The 24572-nt window shown below is 42.8% G+C and carries 22 protein-coding genes and 1 rRNA gene; 19 read left to right on the forward strand and 4 right to left on the reverse strand.

Going from position 1 to position 24572, the window contains the following annotated elements:
• The first annotated feature begins 196 nt into the window (after positions 1–196).
• The 5 genes from rrf (at position 197) to ybeY (ending at position 4429) form a co-directional block, all read left to right on the forward strand.
• Positions 197–308 (forward strand): 5S ribosomal RNA (rrf, locus tag LKO28_RS08475).
• Between the two features lie 120 nt (positions 309–428).
• Positions 429–2411: a DNA primase gene (gene dnaG / locus LKO28_RS08480; RefSeq protein ID WP_227694368.1), complete on the forward strand. Its 1983-nt coding sequence runs from the start codon at positions 429–431 to the stop codon at positions 2409–2411.
• Positions 2412–2467: 56 nt separating this feature from the next.
• The gene (locus LKO28_RS08485; protein ID WP_227694369.1) at positions 2468–3538 is read left to right on the forward strand and encodes a glutaminyl-peptide cyclotransferase; all 1071 of its coding nucleotides are present in this window, start codon (positions 2468–2470) and stop codon (positions 3536–3538) included.
• 37 nt (positions 3539–3575) lie between these two features.
• Positions 3576–3992 (forward strand): Holliday junction resolvase RuvX, encoded by a 417-nt coding sequence (ruvX, locus tag LKO28_RS08490; protein WP_227694370.1) that lies wholly within the window; start codon positions 3576–3578, stop codon positions 3990–3992.
• Positions 3993–3994: 2 nt separating this feature from the next.
• Positions 3995–4429 (forward strand): rRNA maturation RNase YbeY, encoded by a 435-nt coding sequence (gene ybeY, locus LKO28_RS08495; protein ID WP_227694371.1) that lies wholly within the window; start codon positions 3995–3997, stop codon positions 4427–4429.
• A 61-nt stretch (positions 4430–4490) separates the two neighbouring features.
• Here ybeY and LKO28_RS08500 read toward each other — a convergent pair whose 3' ends face one another.
• Positions 4491–4910, reverse strand: coding sequence for a nucleoside-diphosphate kinase (locus LKO28_RS08500; RefSeq protein ID WP_227694372.1), 420 nt, complete (start codon positions 4908–4910; stop codon positions 4491–4493).
• 317 nt (positions 4911–5227) lie between these two features.
• Between LKO28_RS08500 and LKO28_RS08505 the strand changes: the two genes are divergently transcribed.
• The 7 genes from LKO28_RS08505 to LKO28_RS08535 all read left to right on the forward strand — a co-directional run bounded on the left by LKO28_RS08505 (position 5228) and on the right by LKO28_RS08535 (position 14394).
• Positions 5228–6130 (forward strand): sulfite exporter TauE/SafE family protein, encoded by a 903-nt coding sequence (locus LKO28_RS08505; RefSeq protein ID WP_227694373.1) that lies wholly within the window; start codon positions 5228–5230, stop codon positions 6128–6130.
• A 435-nt stretch (positions 6131–6565) separates the two neighbouring features.
• Complete coding sequence (locus LKO28_RS08510; protein ID WP_227694374.1) at positions 6566–9157, forward strand: TonB-dependent receptor; 2592 nt, start codon at positions 6566–6568, stop codon at positions 9155–9157.
• Between the two features lie 44 nt (positions 9158–9201).
• A complete protein-coding gene (locus LKO28_RS08515; RefSeq protein ID WP_227694375.1) occupies positions 9202–9624 on the forward strand; it encodes a hypothetical protein in 423 nt (140 codons plus the stop codon).
• A 43-nt stretch (positions 9625–9667) separates the two neighbouring features.
• Complete coding sequence (locus LKO28_RS08520; RefSeq protein ID WP_227694376.1) at positions 9668–10738, forward strand: formylglycine-generating enzyme family protein; 1071 nt, start codon at positions 9668–9670, stop codon at positions 10736–10738.
• A gap of 9 nt (positions 10739–10747) precedes the next feature.
• Positions 10748–12181, forward strand: a complete 1434-nt coding sequence (locus LKO28_RS08525) for a phytoene desaturase family protein (protein WP_227694377.1) — start codon at positions 10748–10750, stop codon at positions 12179–12181.
• Positions 12178–13092: an epimerase gene (locus tag LKO28_RS08530; RefSeq protein WP_227694378.1), complete on the forward strand. Its 915-nt coding sequence runs from the start codon at positions 12178–12180 to the stop codon at positions 13090–13092. The genes LKO28_RS08525 and LKO28_RS08530 overlap by 4 nt, the downstream gene beginning before the upstream one ends.
• Before the next feature lie 45 nt (positions 13093–13137).
• On the forward strand, positions 13138–14394 hold the full coding sequence (locus tag LKO28_RS08535) for a YeiH family protein (RefSeq protein ID WP_227694379.1): 1257 nt from the start codon (positions 13138–13140) through the stop codon (positions 14392–14394).
• A gap of 521 nt (positions 14395–14915) precedes the next feature.
• Here LKO28_RS08535 and LKO28_RS08540 read toward each other — a convergent pair.
• Positions 14916–15653: a hypothetical protein gene (locus LKO28_RS08540; RefSeq protein ID WP_227694380.1), complete on the reverse strand. Its 738-nt coding sequence runs from the start codon at positions 15651–15653 to the stop codon at positions 14916–14918.
• 958 nt (positions 15654–16611) lie between these two features.
• Between LKO28_RS08540 and LKO28_RS08545 the strand changes: the two genes are divergently transcribed.
• Both LKO28_RS08545 and LKO28_RS08550 read left to right on the forward strand, forming a co-directional pair.
• A complete protein-coding gene (locus tag LKO28_RS08545) occupies positions 16612–17160 on the forward strand; it encodes an RNA polymerase sigma factor (protein WP_227694381.1) in 549 nt (182 codons plus the stop codon).
• The gene (locus LKO28_RS08550) at positions 17150–17791 is read left to right on the forward strand and encodes a hypothetical protein (protein ID WP_227694382.1); all 642 of its coding nucleotides are present in this window, start codon (positions 17150–17152) and stop codon (positions 17789–17791) included. Before LKO28_RS08545 ends, LKO28_RS08550 begins: the two co-directional genes overlap by 11 nt.
• Positions 17792–18643: 852 nt before the next feature.
• Here LKO28_RS08550 and LKO28_RS08555 read toward each other — a convergent pair.
• Positions 18644–19018 carry a DUF3127 domain-containing protein gene (locus tag LKO28_RS08555; RefSeq protein WP_227694383.1) on the reverse strand — a complete coding sequence of 125 codons (375 nt, stop codon included), beginning with the start codon at positions 19016–19018 and terminating at the stop codon, positions 18644–18646.
• A 70-nt stretch (positions 19019–19088) separates the two neighbouring features.
• Here LKO28_RS08555 and LKO28_RS08560 point away from each other — a divergent pair, with 70 nt between their 5' ends.
• From LKO28_RS08560 to LKO28_RS08580, 5 genes are read left to right on the forward strand one after another with little or no spacing between them, the layout of a single operon-like run.
• Positions 19089–20420 carry a class I SAM-dependent RNA methyltransferase gene (locus LKO28_RS08560; RefSeq protein ID WP_227694626.1) on the forward strand — a complete coding sequence of 444 codons (1332 nt, stop codon included), beginning with the start codon at positions 19089–19091 and terminating at the stop codon, positions 20418–20420.
• Positions 20413–21066 (forward strand): HD domain-containing protein, encoded by a 654-nt coding sequence (locus LKO28_RS08565; RefSeq protein WP_227694384.1) that lies wholly within the window; start codon positions 20413–20415, stop codon positions 21064–21066. Before LKO28_RS08560 ends, LKO28_RS08565 begins: the two co-directional genes overlap by 8 nt.
• Before the next feature lie 53 nt (positions 21067–21119).
• Positions 21120–21881: a glycerophosphodiester phosphodiesterase family protein gene (locus LKO28_RS08570; RefSeq protein WP_227694385.1), complete on the forward strand. Its 762-nt coding sequence runs from the start codon at positions 21120–21122 to the stop codon at positions 21879–21881.
• Positions 21882–21887: 6 nt separating this feature from the next.
• Complete coding sequence (locus LKO28_RS08575) at positions 21888–22727, forward strand: phosphodiester glycosidase family protein (protein WP_227694386.1); 840 nt, start codon at positions 21888–21890, stop codon at positions 22725–22727.
• Positions 22728–22743: 16 nt separating this feature from the next.
• Positions 22744–23580: an endonuclease/exonuclease/phosphatase family protein gene (locus LKO28_RS08580; RefSeq protein ID WP_227694387.1), complete on the forward strand. Its 837-nt coding sequence runs from the start codon at positions 22744–22746 to the stop codon at positions 23578–23580.
• A gap of 24 nt (positions 23581–23604) precedes the next feature.
• Here LKO28_RS08580 and LKO28_RS08585 read toward each other — a convergent pair whose 3' ends face one another.
• Positions 23605–24462, reverse strand: coding sequence for a M23 family metallopeptidase (locus tag LKO28_RS08585; protein ID WP_227694388.1), 858 nt, complete (start codon positions 24460–24462; stop codon positions 23605–23607).
• Positions 24463–24572 lie beyond the last annotated feature (110 nt).

Consider the following 24572-nt stretch of genomic DNA (forward strand, 5'->3'; position numbering starts at 1 on the left):
TACTACGTTGATAGGCCACAGGTGTACAGGTAGAGATACCATAGCCGAGTGGTACTAATAGCCCGAAGCTTTCCGCGCCGGAAGATCCGCTGTCCTCTTTTATGTATTTCTTTTCTATACCTTTATATGTCATTTATGCCGGAAGCATGCTGCCAATAGGTAGGTTGTGTATATATTTTTAATCCGGTGACGATATTCAGGTGCCTATATCGGCGGTGTCTACCTCTTCCCATTCCGAACAGAGCAGTCAAGCCCGCCAGAGCCGATGGTACTGCCGTAACAGGTGGGAGAGTAGGTCGGCGCCAAATTTTATAACGAGCCCCTGCAGGTAACTGCAGGGGCTTTTTTTTGTCTGCTAACCCTTTCATCTACTCGATACTAATCATTACCTTTGTTAGATTATCACGTTGTCATTTTAAGCAGGTTTTATGATAAAAAGGGAGACAATTGAGAGGGTTTTGGATGCAGCTAGGATAGATGAAGTGGTAGGCGACTTCGTCGATCTAAAAAAGCGCGGAACTTCCCTCCTCGGTAATTGTCCTTTTCATAATGAAAAGACACCGTCTTTTCATGTGTCAGTTTCTAAAGGTATTTATAAATGCTTTGGTTGTGGTGTGGGGGGAGATTCGCTCAAATTCATTATGGAATTGGAGAAGTATTCTTATCCCGAGGCAATAAGGTATTTAGCCGATAAATATGGTGTTGCTGTAGAAGAAGTGGAGCGTTCACCTGCTCAGCTAGCGGCTCAGGATAAACGGGAAAGTTTATATGTACTAAGCAACTGGGCAAGTAAATATTTTAAAGAACAGCTTTGGGATACGGATTCAGGGAGGAGTATAGCTTTATCTTACTTTAAAGAACGGGGTTATACAGATGATATTATCAAAAAATTTGACTTAGGTTATTCTCCTGATCAATGGACTGCACTATCGGATGATGCAATCAAAGATGGTTTTCAGAAAGAGTACTTGAAAGAAATTGGGTTGGCTATCGAGCGAGATGACGGTAGCGTATATGATCGATTTCGAGGACGAGTAATCTTTCCGATTCATAATCTTACAGGTCGTGTTATTGGTTTCGGTGGACGTACGTTGAAAACCGAGAAAGCGGTTCCGAAGTATGTCAACTCGCCTGAAAGTGATATATACCATAAATCTGAGGTTTTATATGGTCTTCATTTCGGAAAGAAAGCTATAAAAGACCAGGATGTTTGCTATTTAGTAGAAGGGTATGCAGACCTGCTATCGATGCACCAGGCGGGGGTAGAAAATGTTGTTTCTTCTTCCGGGACGTCGTTGACATCGGGTCAGATTCGCCTCATTTCTCGCTTTACAACCAACGTAGTTATTTTATATGATGGGGATGCTGCGGGCATCAAAGCTTCTCTGCGAGGGACAGATATGTTGCTGCAAGAAGGGCTCAATGTAAAGGTAGTTTTGTTTCCAGATGGGATAGATCCAGATTCTTATGTGCAGATGCATGGCTCGACGGCATTCAAAGCCTATGTTGCTCAAGAGCAAGAAGATTTTATTTTTTACAAAACCAATATTTTATTAAAAGATACGAATGGCGATCCAATTAAACGCGCAGACGTTATTCGAGAAGTTGTTGAGAGTATTGCGCTGATACCTGATGAAATAAAAGTTTCAGTCTTTCTTCAACAATGTTCAGGTTTACTAGATATTGATGAGCGTATTTTGTTGACGGAACTTAATAAAATACGGCTAAAAAAAATTAAAGCACACGATAGGAAAGAACAACAGGCTTCTAAAAATTTAAATGACCCAGCCCCCGACGAGTTGCCGCCTGCAGATCTGTTTTTACTCGACGAAGAGCGGACGAAATTACAACCTTCGACAGAGGGGCCGGCGGTGATAACGGCAGATGTCTTACAAGAGAGAGAAATTGTTCGTGTTTTATTGAATTACGGAGGAGATCTTGCCGAATGGGAAGGTCAGGGTGATGTTCCTATAGCACCCTTTCTTTTAAATGCATTGGACGACATTAGTTTTGAGGATAGAGCTAGTGCCTTTATAGTCGACATCTTTAAGCAAAAAGTTGAACATTTTGAGATTCCCGATATAAAATATTTTTTTTCGCATGAAGATCCCGAGATACAGGATTTAGCTATAACATGTGTCACTACGCCTTATGAGCTTAGTCCCAATTGGAATGATGAAAAGCGGAAAATATACGTCCGAGGTGAACGGGAGCATCTGAAGGAGCTCACTATGCAGGCTATTTATCGGATAAAAAAACGCAAGATAGAGAAAGAGATGATCAAGATAAGAGAGGATTTAAAAGTCATATCGGGCGAGGATGATATAGAAATCTTACTAGCGAAATATCAAAAACTAAAAGATGCAGAGAAGCTGTTAGGAGTTTATCTCGGAAATATTATCGTCAAATAAACCAACGAGGGCGTATCGATTAATTTCAGTAAATTTACGTCGCAAATACGAGAAAGATGAGATTGAAAATACATAATATTTTAGTTTTTGTAGCATTCACTGTTGTTCTAATGGTTGGCTGTAAATCCCAGAAAGGCAAATTCGCCTTTTTTTCGCCGACCTCGGGTGAAATCATAGTTTTGGGTGAAAAAGTCGCTGTACGCATGCAGTTTCCCGATAATGCCCTCGATTCTGTTATATACTCGATTGATGGGCGTGTTGTAGAAAGAAAGAAAGATACCACGCAAATTTGGTTAGATACGGAAGTAATTGGTCTTGGCGCGCGTAATTTAGTTGCTAAACTGTATCGAGCAGGGAAGGAGGAAGTTGCTTTCAGTAATGTAACCATCTTACCGGAATCTCCCAAGCAATATATGTTTGAGGTAATTAATGAATATCCGCATGATATAACAGCATTTACACAAGGGTTGGAATTTGAGAACGGATTTCTATACGAATCAACCGGCGCGGGGAGCGGTCTCGTAACCTCCTTAAGAAAGGTAGATCTTGTCAGCGGGGAAGTTTTACAGAAGAAGGAGATTACAGGGTCGGATGCGTCTGGCGAGCCTTATTTTGGAGAGGGGATGACCATAGTAGGCGATAAGATTGTAATGTTAACGTGGAGGAACAACTTAGGCTATGTTTTCGATAAAAATACTTTCGAGCAGGCAACCATATTTAATTACCAACAAAGCAAGGAGGGGTGGGGAATATGTTATGATGGGGAACGGCTCCTAAAAACAGACGGTTCCAATAAAATATATTTTCTAGATCCTAATACTTATCAGGAATTAGGTTTTATTCCGGTATACGACCATAACGGCGCTGTTGATTATTTAAACGAGCTAGAATATATCGATGGGAAACTATATGCCAATATATATGGAAAGGATATCGTCGTCATCATTAATCCTAAAACCGGCGCCGTCGAAGGTCAGATAAATTTTGTAGGATTGTATAAAAATTCTAAAAGACAGGCGGTAGATGAAGAAATGAACGGTATTGCATATGATCGAGTGGGAAAGCGTCTTTTTGTTACGGGTAAGCAATGGAACAAACTTTACGAAGTAAAAATAGTAGAGCGTTAAACTAGCAACACGTCTTTTCCGTGTAAGATAGATAGATATGCGAATAGTAGCTTTTGATTACGGGACGAAAAGGATAGGCATCGCGGTGACCGATCCTATGAAGCTGATTGCAACTCCTCTAGCGACGGTTCATCCGAAAGATATCTGGACTTTTTTAGATAATTACATTAAAGACGAGGATGTAGAGACATTTGTAGTAGGTAAGCCTTTGCAAATGGATGGCACGGCTTCGCAATCAGCCCAACATATAGTCGGTTTCATCCGTAAGCTAAAGAAAGTTTATCCTGGGATTCAAATCATCGAAATTGACGAGCGGTTTACGTCGAAGATAGCCTCTCGGGTTATAGCAGAAAGTGGATTGAAAAAAAGCAAGCGCCAAGAAAAGGGGTTGGTTGATAGTGTAGCGGCAACCATTATTTTACAAACTTATATGGAAATTAAAACATCGATGTAACAATGGCATTAAGGGATATTTCATTTTTTAACGAAGACGTTGATTACAAAATTAAGGATAAGCAAAAATTAAGACAATGGATCGCCTCTACGGTTGCGAATGAAGGAGGAGGTCGCGTCGGAGAACTGAATTTTATTTTCTGTTCAGATGCGTATTTGTTAGAGATCAATAAAAAGTATCTCGACCATGATACCTATACCGATATTGTGACGTTTGATTCTTCTGAAAAGGACGGAGTAATTGCTGGAGATATTTTTATATCTATTGACCGAACAAAGGAGAACGCAAGCAAATTTGACGTCTCCGAACGGGATGAATTACATCGCGTCATTATACATGGCGTATTACACCTGTGCGGCTATTTGGATAAGAAAAAAGAGGATAAAGCGCTGATGACGGAAAAGGAGAATGAATATCTAAGCCGTCGGACATTTTAAGAGGGCGTTTTAAGGAGATAACCGTGTATAGAAAATGGGTTATCCCCTTTAGTACTTGGTATTAAAATCTCTCAAACTGAGAAAAGAAAAAGTTACCTTCGATTTCTGCGTTCTCATCAGAGTCCGATCCGTGTACAGCATTCGCATCAATAGATTTTGCATATTTATTGCGAATCGTTCCTTCTGCTGCTTCCGCAGGATTAGTTGCACCGATTAATTTTCGGAAATCTTCTACCGCATTATCTTTCTCCAAGATCGCTGCCACGATAGGACCAGAGGTCATAAAATTAACCAAATCAGCATAAAAAGGTCTTTCTTTATGTACGGCATAAAAATTTCCAGCGGTTTCTTTATTGAGGTGGATGTATTTCATCCCAACAATTTTAAAGCCGTCTGCAATAATGTCGTTGAGGATAGCACCGATGTGGCCATTTGCAACTGCGTCTGGCTTGATCATCGTAAAAGTTCTGTTAGTCGCCATAGTGATAGTTTTTTGTGCAAACTTACATAAAAACACACTGATGTGCAATACAGCACTAAGCTTGTAATGCGCTGCCCCAAAAGAAATTTAAACCACAAACAAATGTTCTTAGAGGCAAATAACATCTTCATGTGCGGATAACTTAGGCGACGGTCTATGAACTGACAGTCATTCCTCTCAGTACCCAAGGACGGATTTTTTTGTAAAAAAAAATCTATATATCTGATAGACTTTATGTGGAATGTTTTTATATTTGCACAGTCATTGCGGGAACTGGCGTGAAGGCATTATAAAAAATAGAGTAAACAGAACAACAAATGGAGAAAGCAATCGCAGTTTTAAGATTATATAATGTGAGCAAAAAAATTACATTAAAACACGTGGGCTGGGCTATTATAGCGCTCAAACTTGCAATTGCATGTTATTTTGTTTACCTTTTGGTAGTAGGCTTTAGTTCCAATGCCTTCGAATTTGGCGAGCGGTTTCTCTGGTTTATTTTAGCCGGTTTTGTAGCTCAACTTATTGACGGCGCCCTCGGAATGGCATATGGGGTTAGTTGTACAAGTTTGCTGCTTTGGTTAGGTATTCCGCCAAAGTTTGCTTCTGCCAGCGTCCACACATCCGAGATCTTTACAACTGGTGTTTCTGGTCTATCGCATATTCGTTTTGATAATATTGATAAAAAATTATTTTTTCGTATTGTAATTACAGGAAGCATCGGCGCAGTTATCGGTGCTTATTTTATTTCAGATATCTTTGATGGTGAAATTGTAAAGCCCTTTATATCATTCTATTTACTTTTATTAGGGGTGTATTTGCTCTATAAAGCATTTAAAAAGCAGAAACAGAAGCCAAAGAAAATTAAAAACACCCCGTTATTAGCATTTGTTGGGGGTTTATTAGATGCGATCGGAGGCGGTGGATGGGGGCCCATAGTAACCTCTAATCTATTAAGTCGTGGAAACAGTCCACGGCACACGATTGGTACGGTTAATACCGCAGAGTTTTTCGTGACCTACTTTGCCACTGCAGTGTTTATTTTTGTATTAGGTGTCCAACATTTAGAAATTGTTTTAGGACTAATCCTTGGTGGTGTGGTAGCAGCTCCATTAGGAGCTTATATAGCATCGCGGATTAACCAGCGCCTACTTTTGATTATGGTGGGGGTGTTGGTAGTTCTTACTTCCGGTTGGGGTATTTATGCAGCTCTTTGGCTATAATCCGACCGGATCATAGCATAAAATATCATATGTATTTCTAGAAGAATAGGCTGTATGTGTCTGGTTTTTAATGACATGTCTTGTCAATCTTGTTTTTTAAAAATTAAATCTACTAAGCTTATAGACTTTATATAAAATATTTATATATTTGTGCAGTTCGTTTCAATTGGCGTTGGCAACGATAGTATGAAAACTAAAAAACAAATGATATTAATGAAACAAAACAGACTAAATTTAGACCTCCAAATCGCTTTAGGACAACATCTCGAATACTATACCATCTCAGGGAATATTCGAATGTGTGATTATTAATACTCCCTCTCTATAAAACACAGAAAGGGAAACAACGACGTTTCCCTTCCGTGTTCAATAAGTAAAGTACAAGTTCAATTGGCGTTGGCACTTGTTAGTATTCACTATTAAACACCCGAAAATATGAAAAATTATGGAGTATTACGGTACTCAGCCGTTTTATTGTTGGTTTTACTGTCTCAACAAACCCTATTCGCACAGGCTCAGTCACAGCCCATTATTAATGCTACGTTAGAAGGCGTTGTCGTTGATTCACTCACCAAAGAACCTATCGAGGGGGCCACTATTCAACTTGAGGCTGTTACCCATAGCGTCCGTACAGATAGAAGCGGTAAATTTGTGTTTGTTACCGGTCAGAAATTGCCACTTACCTTGAACATCTCGGTTGTAGGTTACCAAACAAAAAAAATTGTTGCACTTACCTCACCCACTATCATCGAATTATCTGCTAAACAGGAAACCCTAGATCAAGTGGTCGTTACGTCGCGCAGGCGGAGAGAACAACTTCAGGATGTGCCTATTCCTGTCTCGATTGTACGCGCGAGTACTATAGAAGATGCCGGCGCATTTAATGTATCTCGAATTAAGGAGATCGTTCCCACCGTGCAGTTATACTCGTCCAATCCTCGAAATACCACCTTAAATATAAGAGGATTAGGGTCTACATACGGCCTTACCAATGACGGTATAGATCCCGGTGTAGGTTTCTATTTAGATGGGGTCTATCTCGCTCGTCCCGCTGCCACAGCTTTGGATTTTATTGATATTGAGCAGATTGAGGTGTTACGAGGTCCTCAAGGAACGCTATTCGGTAAAAACACCACCTCGGGAGCATTTAACATTACCTCTCGTCAACCGGAGTTTAATCCAAGTGCTAATTTTGAGTTGAGTTATGGAAACTACGGTTATATACAAGGCAAAGCTTCTTTAACCGGTCCGCTGATCAATGATAAATTAGCGGCTCGTGTTTCTTTCTCCGGCACACAACGAGATGGCACATTATACAATGTTTATTCCGATCGACAGATTAACGATATCAATAACCTAGGCGTCAGAGGACAATTATTGTTTACACCGAATTCCGATTTAAAGATATCCCTCGCAGGGGACATGACGGCCCAACGTCCGAATGGATACGGATGGGGTATTGCCGGTGTGGTTCAAAATCAGCGATCAGACTACAGACAGTTTAATAATATTATACAGGACCTAGGTTACGAAATTCCGTATAAGAGTGCTTTCGAACGAAACGTGGATTTGGATACTCGTTCCAAAGCAGACAACGAATTAGGCGGTGTTTCTTTAAATGTAGATTATAAAATTGGAAACGGGACGCTGACCTCTACCTCCGCATGGCGTTACTGGAATTGGGTGCCGCTTAATGATAGAGATTATTTAGGCGTTCCGGCCTATACCGTCTCAGCAGGAAACTCTGTACATGATCAATGGTCGCAAGAATTTAGATATTCAGGCAATATCAGCGAAAAAGTGAGTGCGGTAATGGGTGTGTTTGGATTATGGCAGGATTTAAGAACCGATCCCGTGCATACGGAGGAGGCGGGCGATGCACTTTGGCGTTTCCAACAAAGCAATTCCACACAATCACAATGGGCACCGGGTCTGATAGATCGGGTAGGAATTCGTACAAAGTATGGAATTAAAAGCACTAGCTTGGCTGTGTTCTCTCAATTCGATTGGGCCATTACGCCAGCATTACACCTGTTGCCTGGCCTGCGGTATAACTACGATAAAAAAGTAGCTCATTATGATCGTCAGAAGTACATAGAGAATGATATCACCTATACGCCAGAACAGTTTGCTGCTGTCAATAGTATTTATACAGACCAAACATTCGACGTCGATGCGGATGCCGGAAACCTATCTGGACAGTTATCTTTGCAATACAAGTTTAATCCACAGTACAACGTCTATGCAACCTATTCGAAGAGTTATAAACCTATTGGTATCAATGTAGGCGGATTACCTGTTATAGAAGGCAGGGTAGCGACCGAATTGGCCGAAGTAAAACCTGAATCCGTAAATCACGTAGAGTTTGGTGTAAAAACTAGCCCAAGCCGAACTTCTTTCCTCAATCTAACCTTATATCAAACGAATATTAAAGATTATCAGATACAGGTACAGACCCCGGACCCAGGCGTGAACAGAGGCTACCTGGCAAACGCAGAAAAAGTACGCGTACAGGGTGTCGAACTAGACGGAAGTGTACGCCCATGGGATTTCTTACGCTTAAATGGAGCGCTGGCCTATACCGACGGTAAATATATATCTTTCACTAACGCACCAGTCCCGTTGGAGGAAGTAGGCGGCGCTGAAGCTTTTAAAGATGTTTCGGGCGGTGAATTGCCAGGCATATCCAAATGGTCCTGGTCATTAGCAAGCGAATTAACAGCAAAAGGGCGTCTATTGGGGTTACCGGGTAATTACTTTTTAGGGGCAGATCTATTCTATCGGTCAAAATTTTCGTCCAGCTCTTCTCCGTCGCAATACTTAAATATTGATGCTTATACCTTACTACATGCGCGCGTCGGATTCCGTGCAGCTACCGGCGTGACGGTGATCGTATGGGGTAGAAACCTCACAGATAAAGATTATTACGAACAATTACTCGCTGCACCCGGGAATTTTGGACAATACGCGGGAGTAGTCGGCGATCCACTAACTTATGGTGTCACCCTGCGGTACAATCTCCGGTAACAGCTCCCAGATAAACTATATCATTCAAATGACAAGCACCGACTTTGTATGAGTTGGCAAAAGCGCCCTATCCGAAAACTTATGAAGGGTTGACCGCTAATACCTTACCAGGGAAAAGCTTATTGCCCGTTTTGGCCGGAGAACAAGAAGTCATTGACCGACCTGAAGGTTTGTTTTGGGAGCGGGCTGGTAATCGAGCGGCGCGTGTCGGAAAATGGAAACTGGTGTCGACTTGGCCATCTTATGCCTGGGAATTGTACGATCTGGAAAAAGATCCGGCGGAAACCACAAATATTGCCAAAAATAATCACGAAATTGTGTCTCAGCTTTCGCAGGCTTATTTTAAATGGGCCGCAACAAACGGCGTCGTTGATTTCGCAGAACTGGAAGCGGTGGAGCCCGAGTCGATGAAAGCATTTCGGAAAAGCAAAGAGCAAGAAGTCCCAGCTCCTGCATTTGGATTGTAAGTAGCTAGTCCGATTGGTTCTTGACACCTTAAGTCGCAAAAAAATGATGAAAATAATGAGCTTGTCGCTGTTTAAAATTGTCCTACTGTCTGTGCCGTTGCTCGGCACAGGCCTAGGTGTATTTTCACAACAATTACCGGTTTGCTGTTCGGAAGGCGTGACGTCACGCGCTATGCTGTTTGCGCCGAAGCAGGGGGAACAGACGGGTAGCGATACATCAAAGATGGTGTTTGTCAAAGGCGGTACTTTTGTTTTGGGCTCTTCCCGTTTAGCGGATGCACAACCTGTACACGAAGTATCTATAAGTGACTTCTGGATAGACGAGCACGAGGTAACCAATGCCCAGTTTGCTGCCTTTGTGAAGGCGACAGGCTATCTGACCGTAGCCGAACGCGAACTAAATCCGGCAGATTATCCGGGCGTTGATCCGGATTTATTGGTGCCGGGCTCCGCCGTGTTCTCTCCGCCGCACCACGTACAGGGTTTACATAATTATATACAATGGTGGCAATACGTTGCAGGCGCATCGTGGAAGCATCCGGAAGGGCCGGGCAGTACGCTTGCCGGACGTGAAAACCATCCCGTGGTCCATGTGGCCTATGAAGATGCAGCAGCGTATGCAAAATGGGCGGGTAAGCGGCTGCCTACGGAAGCCGAGTGGGAGTATGCCGCGAAAGGAGGAACGCATATCTATGCGGTATATTATTGGGGAGACACCTTAAAAAAAGATGGGGCATGGCAAGCTAATATTTTTCAAGGAACATTTCCAACAACCAACAGCAAGGAAGATGGTTTCGAAGGTACGGCTCCGGTTAAAACCTTTCCCCCAAACGGCTACGATCTTTATGATATGGCAGGAAATGTCTGGGAATGGTGTTCGGATTACTATCAGCCCAGCTATAATACACAAGATCGCTCGAATCCAAAAGGACCTTCTTCGGCTTACGATCCCCAAGAACCCGGGCAAGTTAAACGCGTGCAACGAGGGGGATCATTTCTGTGCAATGATCAATACTGTGAGCGATACAAAGCGGGGGCTCGTGGCAAAGGTGAAGTGAATAGTCCGACAAACAACGTAGGATTTCGTTGCGTTAAAGATGTACATTTAGAATGATTTCTAGCTATGAAAAGATACGACGCCATTATAGTCGGCTCCGGTCCGAACGGATTTGCGGCAGCGATTACGCTACAGCAACAAGGGCTTTCCACCTTAATTGTCGAAGGCGCAGATACGATCGGCGGAGGGACGCGTACCAAAGCGTTGACCCTGCCGGGCTTTAAACACGATGTTTGTTCGGCCATCCACCCAATGGCTATGGCTTCGCCTTTTATGCGGACGCTGCCCTTACAAGAATACGGTTTGGAATTCATGCATGCATCTTATCCGGTAGCCCATCCTTTAGATAATGGCGAGGCAGCGGTCTTGCATACCAGTATGGACGAAACTGCAGCAGCATTAGGGGTGGATGCACGGTTTTATAAGAAATTGATCCAGCCTATTGTTGAGCGATGGGAAAGTTTGGCACTAGACACCATGGGCCCCTTGCGTTTTCCCGATCATCCCTTGGATTTGGCTAGCTTTGGATTAAAAGCATTGAAGCCGGCTAGCTGGACAGCTGCGCAGTTTAAGACCGAAAAGGCAAAAGCCCTATGGGCGGGGATGGCGGCCCATGGTATACAACCCTTGTCTAACTGGGCCACTTCCGCCATCGGATTGGTCTTGATGGCTGTGGGGCACCGGTATGGCTGGCCAATTCCCAAAGGAGGATCCCAATCCATTGCCGATGCGCTGGCAGCTTATTACGTTTCCCTAGGTGGAGAAATAAGAACGAGCATGTGGGTAGCGGATGTAGCGCAGTTGCCCGAGCACCAAATCTTGGTGCTTAATATGGGGCCACGCCAGATCCGGCAATTACGAGGTACGGGGCTTTCCGAAGCGTATAAAAAAGCCTTGGGACGATACAAACACGGTATGGGAGTTTTTAAAATTGACTGGGCATTGTCCGATCCGACCCCCTTTCAAGATATCCGCTGCCAGCAAGCAGCTACCGTGCATCTCGGTAATACATTTGCCGAAATTGCGCGTTACGAACAGCAGACCCATCACCGCGGTGGTGTACACGCACCCTTTGTATTGTTTTCCCAACCAAGTCTATTTGACAAAAGCAGAGCGCCGGAAAATAAACACACCGGATGGGCTTATTGCCATGTTCCGAATGGAACGACTGAAGATTTTACGAGTCTTATAGAGAATCAGGTCGAGCGTTTTGCGCCAGGTTTTAAAGATACCATTATAGAACGGCATACCTTTAGCCCGAAAGGGATGGAAGCTTATAATCCAAATTACGTAGGTGGCGATATTAACGGGGGCCTGATGGATATCTACCAACTGTATACCCGACCTACGCGCTCGCTTACCCCTTACCGGACATCGAATAAACAGGTGTACATCGCTTCCTCTTCTACACCGCCAGGTGGTGGGGTACATGGGATGGCTGGCTTTCATGCCGCCCGTTTAATTTTAAAGGATCATTTCAATATAGCCATAGCATTATGAAAAAGATTGTGCTGGCCGGGGGATCCGGTCATTTAGGGACACTGTTGAAGCATGCATATGTGAAGGCGGGATGGGAAGTGGTGATCTTATCCAGGCAACGCGAAAAGAAAGAGGTCCAAGTAAGCTATGTGGTTTGGGATGGCGAACATCTCGGAACGTGGGTCCATGCGCTAGAAGATGCCGATGCGGTTATTAATTTAAGCGGAAAAAGCATACAATGTCGCTTTACATCAAAAAATAGAGCTTTGCTCGAAGACTCTCGGATTTTGCCAACCCGCGCCCTTGCCAACGCCATATCCGCCTGTAATAAGCCGCCAAGGTTGTGGATCAATTTCTCGGGTATATCGATATTTTCTGGATTAGACGGATGTCAGGACGAAGCCAGTACAACCGTCGGAACAGGCTATCTGGCCCAATTAACGCAACGCTGGGAAAGTGCTTTTACGGCAGTTGATCTCCCCGATACCCAGCAAGTTGTACTTCGTGTTAGCCCGGTATTATCACCACAATGGGGAATGTTGTCGGAGCTATTGCCCTTGACTAAACGCGGGCTCGGTGGCCAAGTGGCGGATGGTGGCCAATACGTCAGCTGGATCCATCAAGAGGATTTCGTACGGATGGTGCAATGGATAGTCGAACGAGCTCATCCCAGTCAGATTTATCATGCGTGCAGCCCCTATCCGGTTACGAATGCTGCCTTTATGAAGGCGCTCCGCAAAACGGTGGGTGTTTCTTTTGGCCTGCCGCTTCCCCGCTTACTCGCGCACGTAGGTGCGTTTGTCAAAGGCGTCGACCCCGGTATGTTGCTCGATAGTGTACCCGCTACTACAATATTTACACGCAATGAGCGATTTAATTTTGGCTTTTCGCATATAGAAGAAGCCTTGGCTGACCTCTTGAAAAAAAGATAATGCTTATATTGGCTATCATTAGCAAACAACCTTAACTATATTAATATGTCATCTTCTAAATCACGTGTGATGATTAGCGAAGACTGGGTGGTCGTGATCTTAGGGCTAGCCATTATTTTCTTAGCGCTTTTTGGGGTTATTATACCTAAACCAAGTTTTTCTTGGGACAGTACGGACGTCCTTTTTTCGCAGGTATTAGCTGTCGAAAACCTCCAGATCATCGGTGGACAATTTGTGCTGGTATTCGCTGCTGCGCTCCTAGGTGCCCTATTATTGGGAAAGCCCCTGAAGCCTTTACTATTTGTTTTTCCTTTCATTTTTGTATGGACGATCTTCGCGCTGATTTTAGCCGGCAACAGCAGTATACGAGATTACAACCTGGAAGCGGTTATATTCAGCTTAGGTATCGGGTTGCTGATTAGTAACTGTTTTAAGCTGGCCACTTGGTTTAAAGAAGCCTTATCAACGGAATTGTATGTCAAGATAGGCCTGGTGCTATTGGGCACAACGGTTATTTTCGGCAACATCATCACGGCTGGTGCGTTGGGTCTAATCCAGGCGACGGTGGTGGTCTTCGCTGTCTGGTACTTTGCATTTTGGCTCTGCAAAAAGCTTAAAATTGATCAGGAAATGGCGTTGATGCTTTCCTCGGCGGTTTCGATTTGTGGCGTTTCGGCCGCGATTGCCACCTCAGGAGCTATAAAAGGAGACGCAAAGAAACTTTCTTATGTCGTTTCTCTTGTTTTGATTACCGCCATACCGATGATGATTTTTATGCCCTATCTCGCGGAATGGATGGGCTTATCGCAGGAGGTTACCGGAGCTTGGCTAGGCGGGAGTATTGACACCACCGGAGCCGTGGTGGCTTCTGGATCCTTGGTGGGGGATAAGGCTTTAGAGATCAGTACAATTGTTAAGTTTTCTCAAAACGTATTGCTCGGTATTGCGGCTTTTGCGATCAGTATTTACTGGACGTATTCGCATTCCAAAAGCGCTGCGCATGCGGAAAAACCAACCGTAAAAGTTATTTGGGAACGGTTTCCGAAATTTGTCATCGGGTTTGTGTTTGCCTCGCTCTTATTCTCTTTTCTTATTAGCCCAGCGCAGGTCGATAGTGTAAAGGCAGAATTGAAAAGTATACAGGGCTTGTGGTTTGCTTTAGCATTTACGTCCATCGGTCTGGAAACGAATTTCAAAGAGTTATTTGTACATAATAACAAAAAGCCGCTCTATGCTTTTTTAATCGCACAGGGATTTAATATTATCGTGACCTTGATTATTGCTTTAATTTTGTTCGGGTAGGTTAGCATGCTCCACGGTTAATCGGCAACCGTTTTTCTGTGCATATTTTTTTGGCGAAAATATACCCCATTGAGAAAAGCCATTTTAACCGAGAAAACACCCTTTAAAGTTGTTTTAGCATTGTTTTTACGCTCGTTTTTTCGAAATAAGAAAAGTCTTTTTCACCAACAAATGATCTTTATTCCCCAACAAATCGTTCTTAATCCGGAAATAAAGTTCGTAAGCACCAACAAATGATCTTTATTCCCCAACAAATCGTTCTTAATCCGGAAATAAAGTTCGTAAGTACCAATAAATGATCTTTATTCCCCAACAAATCGTTCTTAATCCGGAAATAAAGTTCGTAAGCACCAACAAATGATCTTTATTCCCCAACAAATCATTCTTAATCTGGAAATAAGGTTCGTAAGCACTAACAAATGACTTTGATTCCCCAACAGATCGTTCTTAATCTGGTAATAGGGTTCTTAAGTGCTAACGGATGAACTTTATTCCCTAACCCTTTAATCATATGAAATCACTTATGCAATGTTACATGCGCCTACAAGACTTGCTGGATGAAGGGCTTTAGAATTAATTAATATATCCCTGCCTCGGTCATTATTAAAATACAAGACCGATAATCCAACAAAAATTACGCATCCCCTGAACGGAGTGCAATCCACTGCTATACGCTCAGCTTCATGCCAACCTTCCCACTGCTTGCAATTAATTTCTATTTCTGAATACGAGACTATATGAGTTGCTGCTTTGACGAAATCGATACCCATTGCATTTATGACAACAATCATCTTGCCGGCAGTGTCAAGAAATTTGATATCACGATCTTTTTTAAACCTCGGAATTTCTATAGCGAGTAAGTTGTTCTCGTTCAGGAATAATTCGATGTCAAAATTGAGGTAATCTTGCGTATTACTTTTTTCATTGAATTGGAAGTTGGCCAAACGATGCAGTTTACCGTGTTGAAGAGACATTTTACCCGGTACTTGGTCGGGGTTTGCCCTCATCGCGCGCAATATTTGTCCATTAAGTCGACTCACCATGTTGCTATCGTATAAGTCTAGGTGGGTGTCCGATAAGCCCGCGCGTACAAGGCCTCCAGCATTGCTGGCCCGTCCAAAGTCGGTCGAGGCCTTTTTAGTTGCAACCGTCTGTTTAAATTTACGGGGTCTCGACTGTAGAATTTGTTGATTTCCAATTTTTCGTGCGACGACGTTTCCAACTAAACCTCGAAGGGCACCATTTGCTGCTATTTTCATAATCGTGAAATTAATAAATCAAGTTATTGAAAATCAAATAAATATGAATTTTTTCGAAATTTGAAAATCGTGTTCGAGTGCTTTTGTCATTTTCGTAATGTCTTTTCGAGAAGGCATTACCATTTTTGCAACGGTTTGTAACAAGGCTACGTTGATGTAGAGGGAGATCATCCAAGGACAAATAACTTTCTCACCAAACTAGGAGCAACTTGCCACTGAAAAAGTTGTATATAGCATGGTAGCACGGTGCATGCAGATGTCAAGCGGAAATAGGTGGAATTATGACGTAGTTAACGTGGACTCAACATGGACTCATGGGGAATTTGGGGATAAGTTGGTGGCTTGTTATACACCGTCTAAAGCAAACCCTCTTCGATACATTTTTTTAGTAAGGCTTTGATATATTTGTTGCTCCGTCACTTAAATTCATCGGTGCAGATGAAATATTGAATATACGTTCCGGAGTAAATGTCGCTATTACCAAAGAGGATAAATCTAAAGTAAATATCGGGTTGATAGTTAATTTTAAGAATGTTACTGAACCCTTCAAGGATGCTGTGGACAGACAAAATAGAATAGTTCCAGGATTATTAATAGGTATCCCTATTCCTAACATAAAGTAATAAACTCACTGCTGGCACACAAAGCCCTCTTGTGTCTTGTGTGTCATATTAAAAATGTCTCTAATTAGCGGCTTCTCCGGATAATAATATTGCTAAACTTGCCTTCCTGTGGCAATGGTTACGTTTCAGAAGGCTTGCGTGAGGTTGATTTCTGTTTAGAACGGGTGGAATATTTGTCTATTTTGGCGATGGGGGAGATTTAAAAGGTACGACAAAGTAAAAAAACGCACGAAGATTTGCGTTAACGGTCGACAAAAAGGTTTTGTTGGACGATTGCCGCGGAAAAATTTATGGAATTTGCTATCTTTCAGCATCCTTTTATTGGATAGCAGTGTATGGACGAAAAGGAACAACTCGTATATTATAAGCAGACGGGCAATTTGCAGGTATTGGGGCAACTATATGCGCCTTATATGTCCTTGCTATACGGGGTGTGTTTTAAATATTTCCAAGACCAGGCCGCGAGTCAAGACGCGGTTATGCAGATCTTTGAGCAACTAGTACAGAAGCTTCGTATACACGAGGTGGATAATTTCAAAAGTTGGTTGTATGTGTTTGCTCGAAATTATTGCTTGATGGAACTTCGAAAACAGAAAGGCAAACAGCATGTGGGTCTGGAAGATCATCTGTCAGAAAGTGATCAGAAGCTTGCAAGCAACGAAGAAAGTAGGTGGACGGATGATGATTTTGAGAAGGTGCACGACTGTCTGAACACACTTTCGCCAGAACAGGCCGTCTGTATACGGTTATTCTATTTGGAGCAAAAATGCTATAAAGATATTGCAGAAGAGACCCAGTATGATTTGAATAAAGTAAAGAGTTATATCCAGAACGGGAAGAGAAACTTGAGAATTTGTATGGAGAGCAGGAAACATGGAAAATAATTATCAACTGTCTAGGATACATAATTACATCCACGGCTTGATGAGTCGGGAGGAGATGCATACTTTGGAACGGGAAGCGCTGGAAGACCCCTTCTTGCACGATGCCATTGATGGCTATAAGATGCAGCAAGGCGTCGACGTGAAATCCTTAAGTCTATTACAGCAGCGGCTCGAAAGGCGTATAGCGGAGCATGCGCAGCGCAAGAATAAATTTTACTTTAGTTGGCAGCGTCTAGCTGTTGGGATGGTCGCTGCAGTGATGTTTATCGCCGTTTGTACGCTCTTGTTACTTCGCCATTTTCCTACCCAAAAGCCAGCTAGCATGACGGAAGTCGAATTGATGGATGATAGCCTTACGCAGACTGTCGTGCACCCCTTACCTGGCGGTGATGCATTGCCCCTGGGCGGCTGGGAGGCATTTTCTACGTTTGTTTCGCAACATTATTCCGGTAAAAATCCAGAAAAGCACCTAAAGGTACGCTTTGACGTAGGGCCGGAGGGACGTCCGTATAATATAGAACCACAGGTATCTGCGAATCAACCCATCTATAAGGAAATAATACAAGTCTTAGAAAATGGTCCGAAATGGGAAGGAAAAGTAGGACGTATTGAGATTGTGTTTCCAGAATGATTTTTCATTGTACTTTTTTTTCCGCAAAAAAAGTACACAAAAAAACTCGTCGCTTCGAATGTTTTACATTTTGGATAGTGCTGGGGAGGGTTAGTGCAGTTGTAAAACATCCGCATGCGACCCTCAAGGTTAAGGAGGGGTGGTACAAATGTATGCGTGTTAATTCTTTTTTACCTCAAAAAAGAAACAAAAAAATCGTCGCTTCGAATGTTTTACATTTTGGATAGTGCTGGGGGAGGGTTAGTGCAGTTGTAAAACATTCGGATGCGACCCTAAAGGTTAAGGAGGGATGGTGCAAATGTATGCGTGTTAATTCTTCTTTACCTCAAAAAAGAAACAAAAAAATCGTCGCTTCGAATGTTTTACATTTTGGATAGTGCTGGGGGAGGGTTAGTGCAGTTGTAAAACATTCGGATGCGACCCTAAAGGTTAAGGAGGGATGGTGCAAATGTATAGCGTGTTAATAAAGGATAGTGTAATTCTATGACGCGTAATCTAAAAGCGATTAATAATCGATAGCGGTTAAGCGGGTTTAATCGGCCTTATATGGTTTTGCGGCCATTTTTCAGCAGGTTATTCCGTTAAAACAGCATAATGTCTGAACGAAGTGAGTTTTATACTTTAGGAATAGACAAGGGAAAATAGCAAAACAATATCCAGCCTTGAGTTATGGATTTGTGTTTATTTTGGCATCCATGAGCTCACTTCATTCGGTTTTTTGCTTCGTTTTTTGTGTCAAGACAAAAAATGAAGAAGAAGTATTTTATCAAGAAAAAAGGGAAAGAAAGAACAACTTATAACAAAAAAACAGCCCCGTATGGGGCTGTCTCCTTATTTTATACTTTTTAAAACTTAAAAAGGTAAATCGTCGTCATCGGCTCCCGAAGAGGAGATATCTACAGGAGGCATATCCATATGTCCAGGGCTAGAAGCGGCTTGTGCTGTATTTGCCAGTTTGGTCACTCTCCAGGCCACTAAGGAATTGAAGTAAGTGGTCACCCCTTCTTTATTTGTCCATGGACGGCCACGTAGGTTAAACGAAACTTCAATATCATCGCCTACCGCTAAGTTATCAAATATACTAACGCGATCCTGTGTCGCTTCAAAACGAATGTACTCTACAAATTGTGGGTTTTCTGCGTAAGCAACGATCAAGTCTCTTTTCTTAAAAGATTCCGTAACCTGTTGCGTAGCGCCTATCTCATGAACTTTTCCTCTTATTTCCATATCAAAACGTATTAAACTGTAAAATTACGCATTTTTTGCTAAGCAGAATAAGTAACTTTGCAAAAAGATGATGGAAGTTTTCAACACCCCCAATAAAGTAATTATCACCTGCAACAAACGCTTGTCACCTTATTTGGTGCAAGAAGTAGAAGCACTGGGCTTTAAGATTGTCCGGGCCTTTAATACAGGTGTAGAGCTTAACGCCTCTATAAATCAATGTGTCCGATTGAATTTGAACTTGCGTATAGCGAGCCAAGTACTATACGAGATAAAGTCATTTCGTGCGGCGAATGCCGATGAGCTTTATAAGGCATTGGTAACGGTTGCCTGGGAAGAACTTCTGCCGGTTGATGGCTATTTTTCTGTTACATCAAACGTGCATAACGAAACCATTACCACGCCGCTATTTGCTAATGTTAAGGTTAAGGATGCTATTGTAGATCGTATCAAGGATAAAAAAGGAGTAAGGCCCAATACGGGACCCGAGTTGAGCCACGCCGTTATCCACCTGCATTGGATAGACGATAGAGCCGAGATTTTTATCGATACTTCCGGTGAAACACTTGCTAAGCACGGCTATCGGAAACATCCGGGCAAAGCTCCTATGCTAGAAGCCTTGGCCACCGCGACGATCATGGCTACGCAATGGGATGGGCGCTCACCATTCATCAACCCCATGTGCGGTTCGGGAACACTGGCTATTGAGGCCGCATTACTGGCACAAAAACGTGCGCCGGGCTTACAAAGGATGAATTATGCTTTTATGCACCTCATTGGCTATGAGGAGGAGGTGTTTTTTGAAGAACGTCGCCGGTTGAAGGAGTTGACGGATAAGAAGAATACGCCAGCTATTGTGGCGTCGGATATATCCGACGTGGCCATAGAGATTGCAAAATCGAATGCAAAAACGGCAGGCGTAGAGCATTTGATTACGTTCGAAATCGGCGATTTTGCCACGACGACGATTCCGGAAGGAAACGGTGTTATCATGTTTAATCCCGAATATGGGGAGCGTCTTGGAGTACATACCAAACTCGAGGCTACCTATAAGCGCATAGGGGACTTTATGAAACAGGAATGCAAGGGATACCGGGGTTATATTTTTACTGGAAATCTTGATCTGGCAAAAAAGATAGGTCTGCAGGCATCCCGTAGGTTTGAATTTTTTACTGGAAAGCTGGACTGCCGCTTATTGCAATACGAACTATATGAAGGTTCTAGAGAGCGGCCGGCTGCTGCGACGACGACTACTTCGCGGAGCTTAGCCAGTGTTCGGCAGAACCCTTCCGAAGAGAGAGCAGCCGAAAGAACGTCCGAACGTGATACAGAGAGCGGGATCGATAGACCTACCGGAAATAAAATACATAAACTTATCCGGAGACGGGATCGGGGGAATGAATAAACCGGATATCATAGCGCGCACAGCTGAATTCGTACAGGAAAAGTTAAAAAATGCGGAAGCCGGGCACGACTGGTGGCATATCCAGCGTGTGTGGAATAACACGAAGCTGATTCTAGAAACGGAAGATGCCGATGCACTGGTTTGTGAACTTACCGCCTTGCTGCATGATATTGCCGATAGCAAGTTCTATGATGGCGATGAGCAAATCGGTCCGCGTATAGCCGGGGAATTTTTGCAAGGCACAGGGTTGGACAAAGATCGGATAGAACATGTGCAGCGGATCATATTCAATATGTCTTATAAAGCATCTTTGGGGCAAGTTGATTTCCATTCTAAAGAATTAGAGATTGTACAAGATGCGGATCGTTTGGATGCTATCGGAGCGATTGGTATCGCGCGTGCCTTTCACTACGGTGGTTTCAAAAATCGAGAAATATATAACCCGGCTATTCCGCCGCAACAACAGTTGAGTAAAGAAGCCTATAAAAATACGACCGCACCCACCATCAATCACTTTTATGAAAAACTATTGCTTTTGCGTGCTCAGATGAACACGGATACTGCGAAGAAGATAGCCGAGACACGTCATCATTTTATGGAATCATTTTTGCAGCAATTTTATAACGAATGGGACGGAAAAAGCTGATTTAACATGAGGTTAATATACGTTGGGTATATTCGTGGAAGTTAAATATAGATATGAAACCAACATTAGTAATCCTTACCTTATTAACGGTTATGCACGTGGGCGCTATGGCCCAATCAGAAATGATCGCGCATCGCGGATCCTGGAAAAACACCAAAGTACCTCAAAATTCACTCGCGTCCTTACATAAAGCCATAGAACAAAAAGCTTGGGGTACAGAGTTTGATGTACATTTAACAAAAGATGATGTATTAGTCGTGACCCATGATCAGGACTTTTACGGAATAGACATAGCGACCTCAACTTACCAAGAATTGCTTGTTAAGAAACATCCCAATGGCGAAAGTATCCCTACCGCAGAGGAATATCTAAGGGAAGGACTGAAGCAGAAAAAGACCAAGTTGATCTATGAACTTAAAACGAATAAGCTTGGCACAGAAAGGACATTGAAGGCGGCGGAACTGACGGTGGCTTTGGTAAAGAGGCTGAAAGCCGAAAAGCAAGTGGAATATATCGCATTTAGTTATGACGCTTGTTTGAAATTGAAAGAGCTGGATAAGAAAGCAAAAGTTCATTATCTCAATGGTGATAAATCTCCACAGGAAATAAAAGCAGCGGGTTTAAGCGGGCTGGATTACCATCTGTCGGTTTATAAGAAACATCCAGCGTGGATCGGAGATGCAAAGAAATTACGACTTAAAACCAATGTATGGACGGTGAATCGGGAGGATGATATGCATTATTTTATTGACCAAAAGATTGATTACATCACGACGGATGAACCGGAGTTGCTCAACCGTATTCTAAATAAATAATAGTCAATGTATCATTTAAGAACAGCTGTCTTAGCTTGTATTTTCTTTTTCGTTACGGCCGCGTTTGCGCAGGATAACCAAGATTCCATAGCGGTTGTTACCAAAAGCTGGAAAAAAACCAAAGTAAAAAAAGGGATCGTCTGGAAACAAGGGCACTTTGATAATCTTTTTGATAGCGAACAAGAGATCAATTATGTAGAGATCGACCTTAAAAAGAACTTGAAAAAGCTTTACATGGCGGCGGAACCTTCGACGTTAAAACCTACTTCGCAATTGGCGCTGGAACACCAGGCGTTGGTAGCTGTTAACGGTGGTTTCTTTGATATGAAACACGGCGGTGCAACTGATTTTATACAGGTAGATCATAAAGTTATTAATCGTACGCGACAAAAAACGGATCGTGGTAATGCGCTGTTCTTACTGTCGGGAGAAGAAATAAAGGTCAAAGCGGCGACAGATACCTTGTATGAAGCCGAAAATTATCCGAACGTCATTCTTTCTGGTCCGTTGCTTGTTGTGGATGGGAAACCCTATCCGTTAACCAAAAATGCGTTCAACGACAATAGACATCCGCGTACAGCTATTGCATTGACTGGAGATCATAAATTACTGCTATTTGTTGTCGATGGACGGAGTAAATCGGCGCATGGTATGAACCTTCACGAGCTGTCGAATATATTACGGTGGTTGGGAGCGAAAGAGGCAATGAACCTGGATGGTGGTGGAAGTTCGACTTTGTATATAAAAGGAGCGACCGAGAATGGCGTGGTAAACTATCCATCCGATAATAAACTGTTCGATCATGAAGGTGAACGTGCTGTCGCCAACATTATTTATGTCAGATAATATTAATTTATATAGTATGAAACGACTTTGTTTAGCCATATTACTGCTTGTAGGATTTTCCTATATCTTGTCAGCGCAGGAGCTAACCGTAGCTTCTTTCAATATACGTCTCAAAACTACCGCAGATGTAGGGAATTTATGGGAAGACCGAAAGCAGGCCGTCACTGATCTAATCCAGTTTCATGAATTTGATATTTTTGGCATCCAAGAAGGTTTTTATGAACAGGTGCAGGATATGAAACAGCAACTGCTCGGGTTTGATTATGTAGGCGTCGGACGCGATGATGGTGCTCAAAAAGGGGAGTACTCGGCGATATTTTACAACCAACACCGATTTAAATTAATAAAGGACGGTACGTTTTGGCTTTCCCCTACCGATACCCAGCGCCCTAACAGAGGTTGGGATGCTGCATTGCCCCGAGTTTGTACATGGGCTGTATTTGAAGATAATAAAAATGGGAAGCAGTTTATCTTTATGAATACACATTTCGATCATATCGGTGTCGTGGCACGTCGCGAAAGTGCAAAGCTCATTTTGGAAAGAGCGGAGGACTTAGCCACAGGGCTACCGATTATTTTGACCGGAGATTTTAATATCGATGAAACGAATGAAGCTTATTTTACATTAGCAAAAAGCGGTATCGTACAGGATGCTTATGATCTCGCAAAAATAGTATACGAGCCTAATTCATCGTTTAACGCCTGGGGAAAGGGGCTTAAACCCAAACAGCGTATTGATCATATCTTTCTTACGAAACCATTTAGCGTCCGTAAATACGGGATCTTAACCGATACGTATATGGGAAAATTTCCTTCGGATCATTTTCCCGTTGTCAGTGTATTGCAATGGTAAAGTATACCGGCTAAAATAAAAATCCTACAATGAAAAATAGGTAGAAGGATTGAGTTTCCGGTTGTTCAAGAGCACTTCGTAATGTAAATGAGGCCCTGTGCTTCGTCCGGTGCTACCCAGTAAACCTACAATATCGCCGGCTTCTACATATTGTCCCTTTTTAACCCGTGTGCGGGTCAGGTGTGCGTACCGCGTTTCATATCCATTTCTGTGTTTGACCATGACCACATACCCATATGCACCTTTCCAGCCTGCAAAAGTAACTCTGCCTTTGGCGGTGGTTTTTATAGGGTCACCGGTTCTGCCTTTCAAGTCTACACCATGATGCATTTCCCGACCGCGGTTTGTAAAAGGATTGCGACGGTAGCCATAGGATGAGGTAATCCGTCCGGGGTGCGGACGACCTAATGGTAAACCATCGAGTTTAGCTTCCAAGTCCGCGAGTTGTTTTTTATAAAAAGTGGAAAGCTCTACCAGATCATCTTCTCCCTTTTCAATGGGGCCTCCCATATTGGGATTCATTTTTATTTCCTTCAGGCCTCTTTTTTTCATTTTCTGGTTGATGCGATCAATGGCGCTATCAATAGAATGAAAGGATTTCTTGATCTCTTCTGTGGTGAGCTGATTGTTGAACTCATCGAGTTCTAATAAGCGGTTTTCAGCCTTGAGCTTATTTAATTTTTGATCGTAAACCTTTATGTATTTTTCAGATGTGCGTTGTTTAACAACATAAGCCACAGATGATACCGTTATTGCGGTGAGCGCAATAAAGCAACCTAGGACTTTTTTCCAATGTGCGACGACAAACGTAGGTACTTGCATTCTCTTGGTGGACGTACCGTCTGGTTCGACGAATAGCACGGCGGTTTTTTTCTTTAGCATGAGCGTCAATAATAAAAACTTTTATGATACGAAGGACAAAGGTAATGTATCGAGCTAGTTGTGGTCAAACTTTAACATTTTTTAAGAAACTTTTAACGCTAAACGGTGTT

The sequence above is a fragment of the Sphingobacterium sp. FBM7-1 genome (genome assembly GCF_020687765.1).
Taxonomy (GTDB): Bacteria; Bacteroidota; Bacteroidia; order Sphingobacteriales; family Sphingobacteriaceae; genus Sphingobacterium.

What these genes read in the sequence shown, in the direction of transcription:
- ybeY (WP_227694371.1), top strand. Translation starts at nt 3,995, where the DNA reads ATGGCATTAAGGGATATTTCATTTTTTAACGAAGACGTTGATTACAAA.
- LKO28_RS08560 (WP_227694626.1), top strand. Translation starts at nt 19,089, where the DNA reads ATGGAAGTTTTCAACACCCCCAATAAAGTAATTATCACCTGCAACAAA.
- dnaG (WP_227694368.1), top strand. Translation starts at nt 429, where the DNA reads ATGATAAAAAGGGAGACAATTGAGAGGGTTTTGGATGCAGCTAGGATA.
- LKO28_RS08510 (WP_227694374.1), top strand. Translation starts at nt 6,566, where the DNA reads ATGAAAAATTATGGAGTATTACGGTACTCAGCCGTTTTATTGTTGGTT.
- LKO28_RS08520 (WP_227694376.1), top strand. Translation starts at nt 9,668, where the DNA reads ATGATGAAAATAATGAGCTTGTCGCTGTTTAAAATTGTCCTACTGTCT.
- ruvX (WP_227694370.1), top strand. Translation starts at nt 3,576, where the DNA reads ATGCGAATAGTAGCTTTTGATTACGGGACGAAAAGGATAGGCATCGCG.
- LKO28_RS08555 (WP_227694383.1), bottom strand. Translation starts at nt 19,018, where the DNA reads ATGGAAATAAGAGGAAAAGTTCATGAGATAGGCGCTACGCAACAGGTT.
- LKO28_RS08580 (WP_227694387.1), top strand. Translation starts at nt 22,744, where the DNA reads ATGAAACGACTTTGTTTAGCCATATTACTGCTTGTAGGATTTTCCTAT.
- LKO28_RS08505 (WP_227694373.1), top strand. Translation starts at nt 5,228, where the DNA reads ATGGAGAAAGCAATCGCAGTTTTAAGATTATATAATGTGAGCAAAAAA.
- LKO28_RS08565 (WP_227694384.1), top strand. Translation starts at nt 20,413, where the DNA reads ATGAATAAACCGGATATCATAGCGCGCACAGCTGAATTCGTACAGGAA.
- LKO28_RS08485 (WP_227694369.1), top strand. Translation starts at nt 2,468, where the DNA reads ATGAGATTGAAAATACATAATATTTTAGTTTTTGTAGCATTCACTGTT.
- LKO28_RS08540 (WP_227694380.1), bottom strand. Translation starts at nt 15,653, where the DNA reads ATGAAAATAGCAGCAAATGGTGCCCTTCGAGGTTTAGTTGGAAACGTC.
- LKO28_RS08530 (WP_227694378.1), top strand. Translation starts at nt 12,178, where the DNA reads ATGAAAAAGATTGTGCTGGCCGGGGGATCCGGTCATTTAGGGACACTG.
- LKO28_RS08545 (WP_227694381.1), top strand. Translation starts at nt 16,612, where the DNA reads ATGGACGAAAAGGAACAACTCGTATATTATAAGCAGACGGGCAATTTG.
- LKO28_RS08535 (WP_227694379.1), top strand. Translation starts at nt 13,138, where the DNA reads ATGTCATCTTCTAAATCACGTGTGATGATTAGCGAAGACTGGGTGGTC.
- LKO28_RS08525 (WP_227694377.1), top strand. Translation starts at nt 10,748, where the DNA reads ATGAAAAGATACGACGCCATTATAGTCGGCTCCGGTCCGAACGGATTT.
- LKO28_RS08570 (WP_227694385.1), top strand. Translation starts at nt 21,120, where the DNA reads ATGAAACCAACATTAGTAATCCTTACCTTATTAACGGTTATGCACGTG.
- LKO28_RS08550 (WP_227694382.1), top strand. Translation starts at nt 17,150, where the DNA reads ATGGAAAATAATTATCAACTGTCTAGGATACATAATTACATCCACGGC.
- LKO28_RS08585 (WP_227694388.1), bottom strand. Translation starts at nt 24,462, where the DNA reads ATGCTAAAGAAAAAAACCGCCGTGCTATTCGTCGAACCAGACGGTACG.
- LKO28_RS08575 (WP_227694386.1), top strand. Translation starts at nt 21,888, where the DNA reads ATGTATCATTTAAGAACAGCTGTCTTAGCTTGTATTTTCTTTTTCGTT.
- LKO28_RS08500 (WP_227694372.1), bottom strand. Translation starts at nt 4,910, where the DNA reads ATGGCGACTAACAGAACTTTTACGATGATCAAGCCAGACGCAGTTGCA.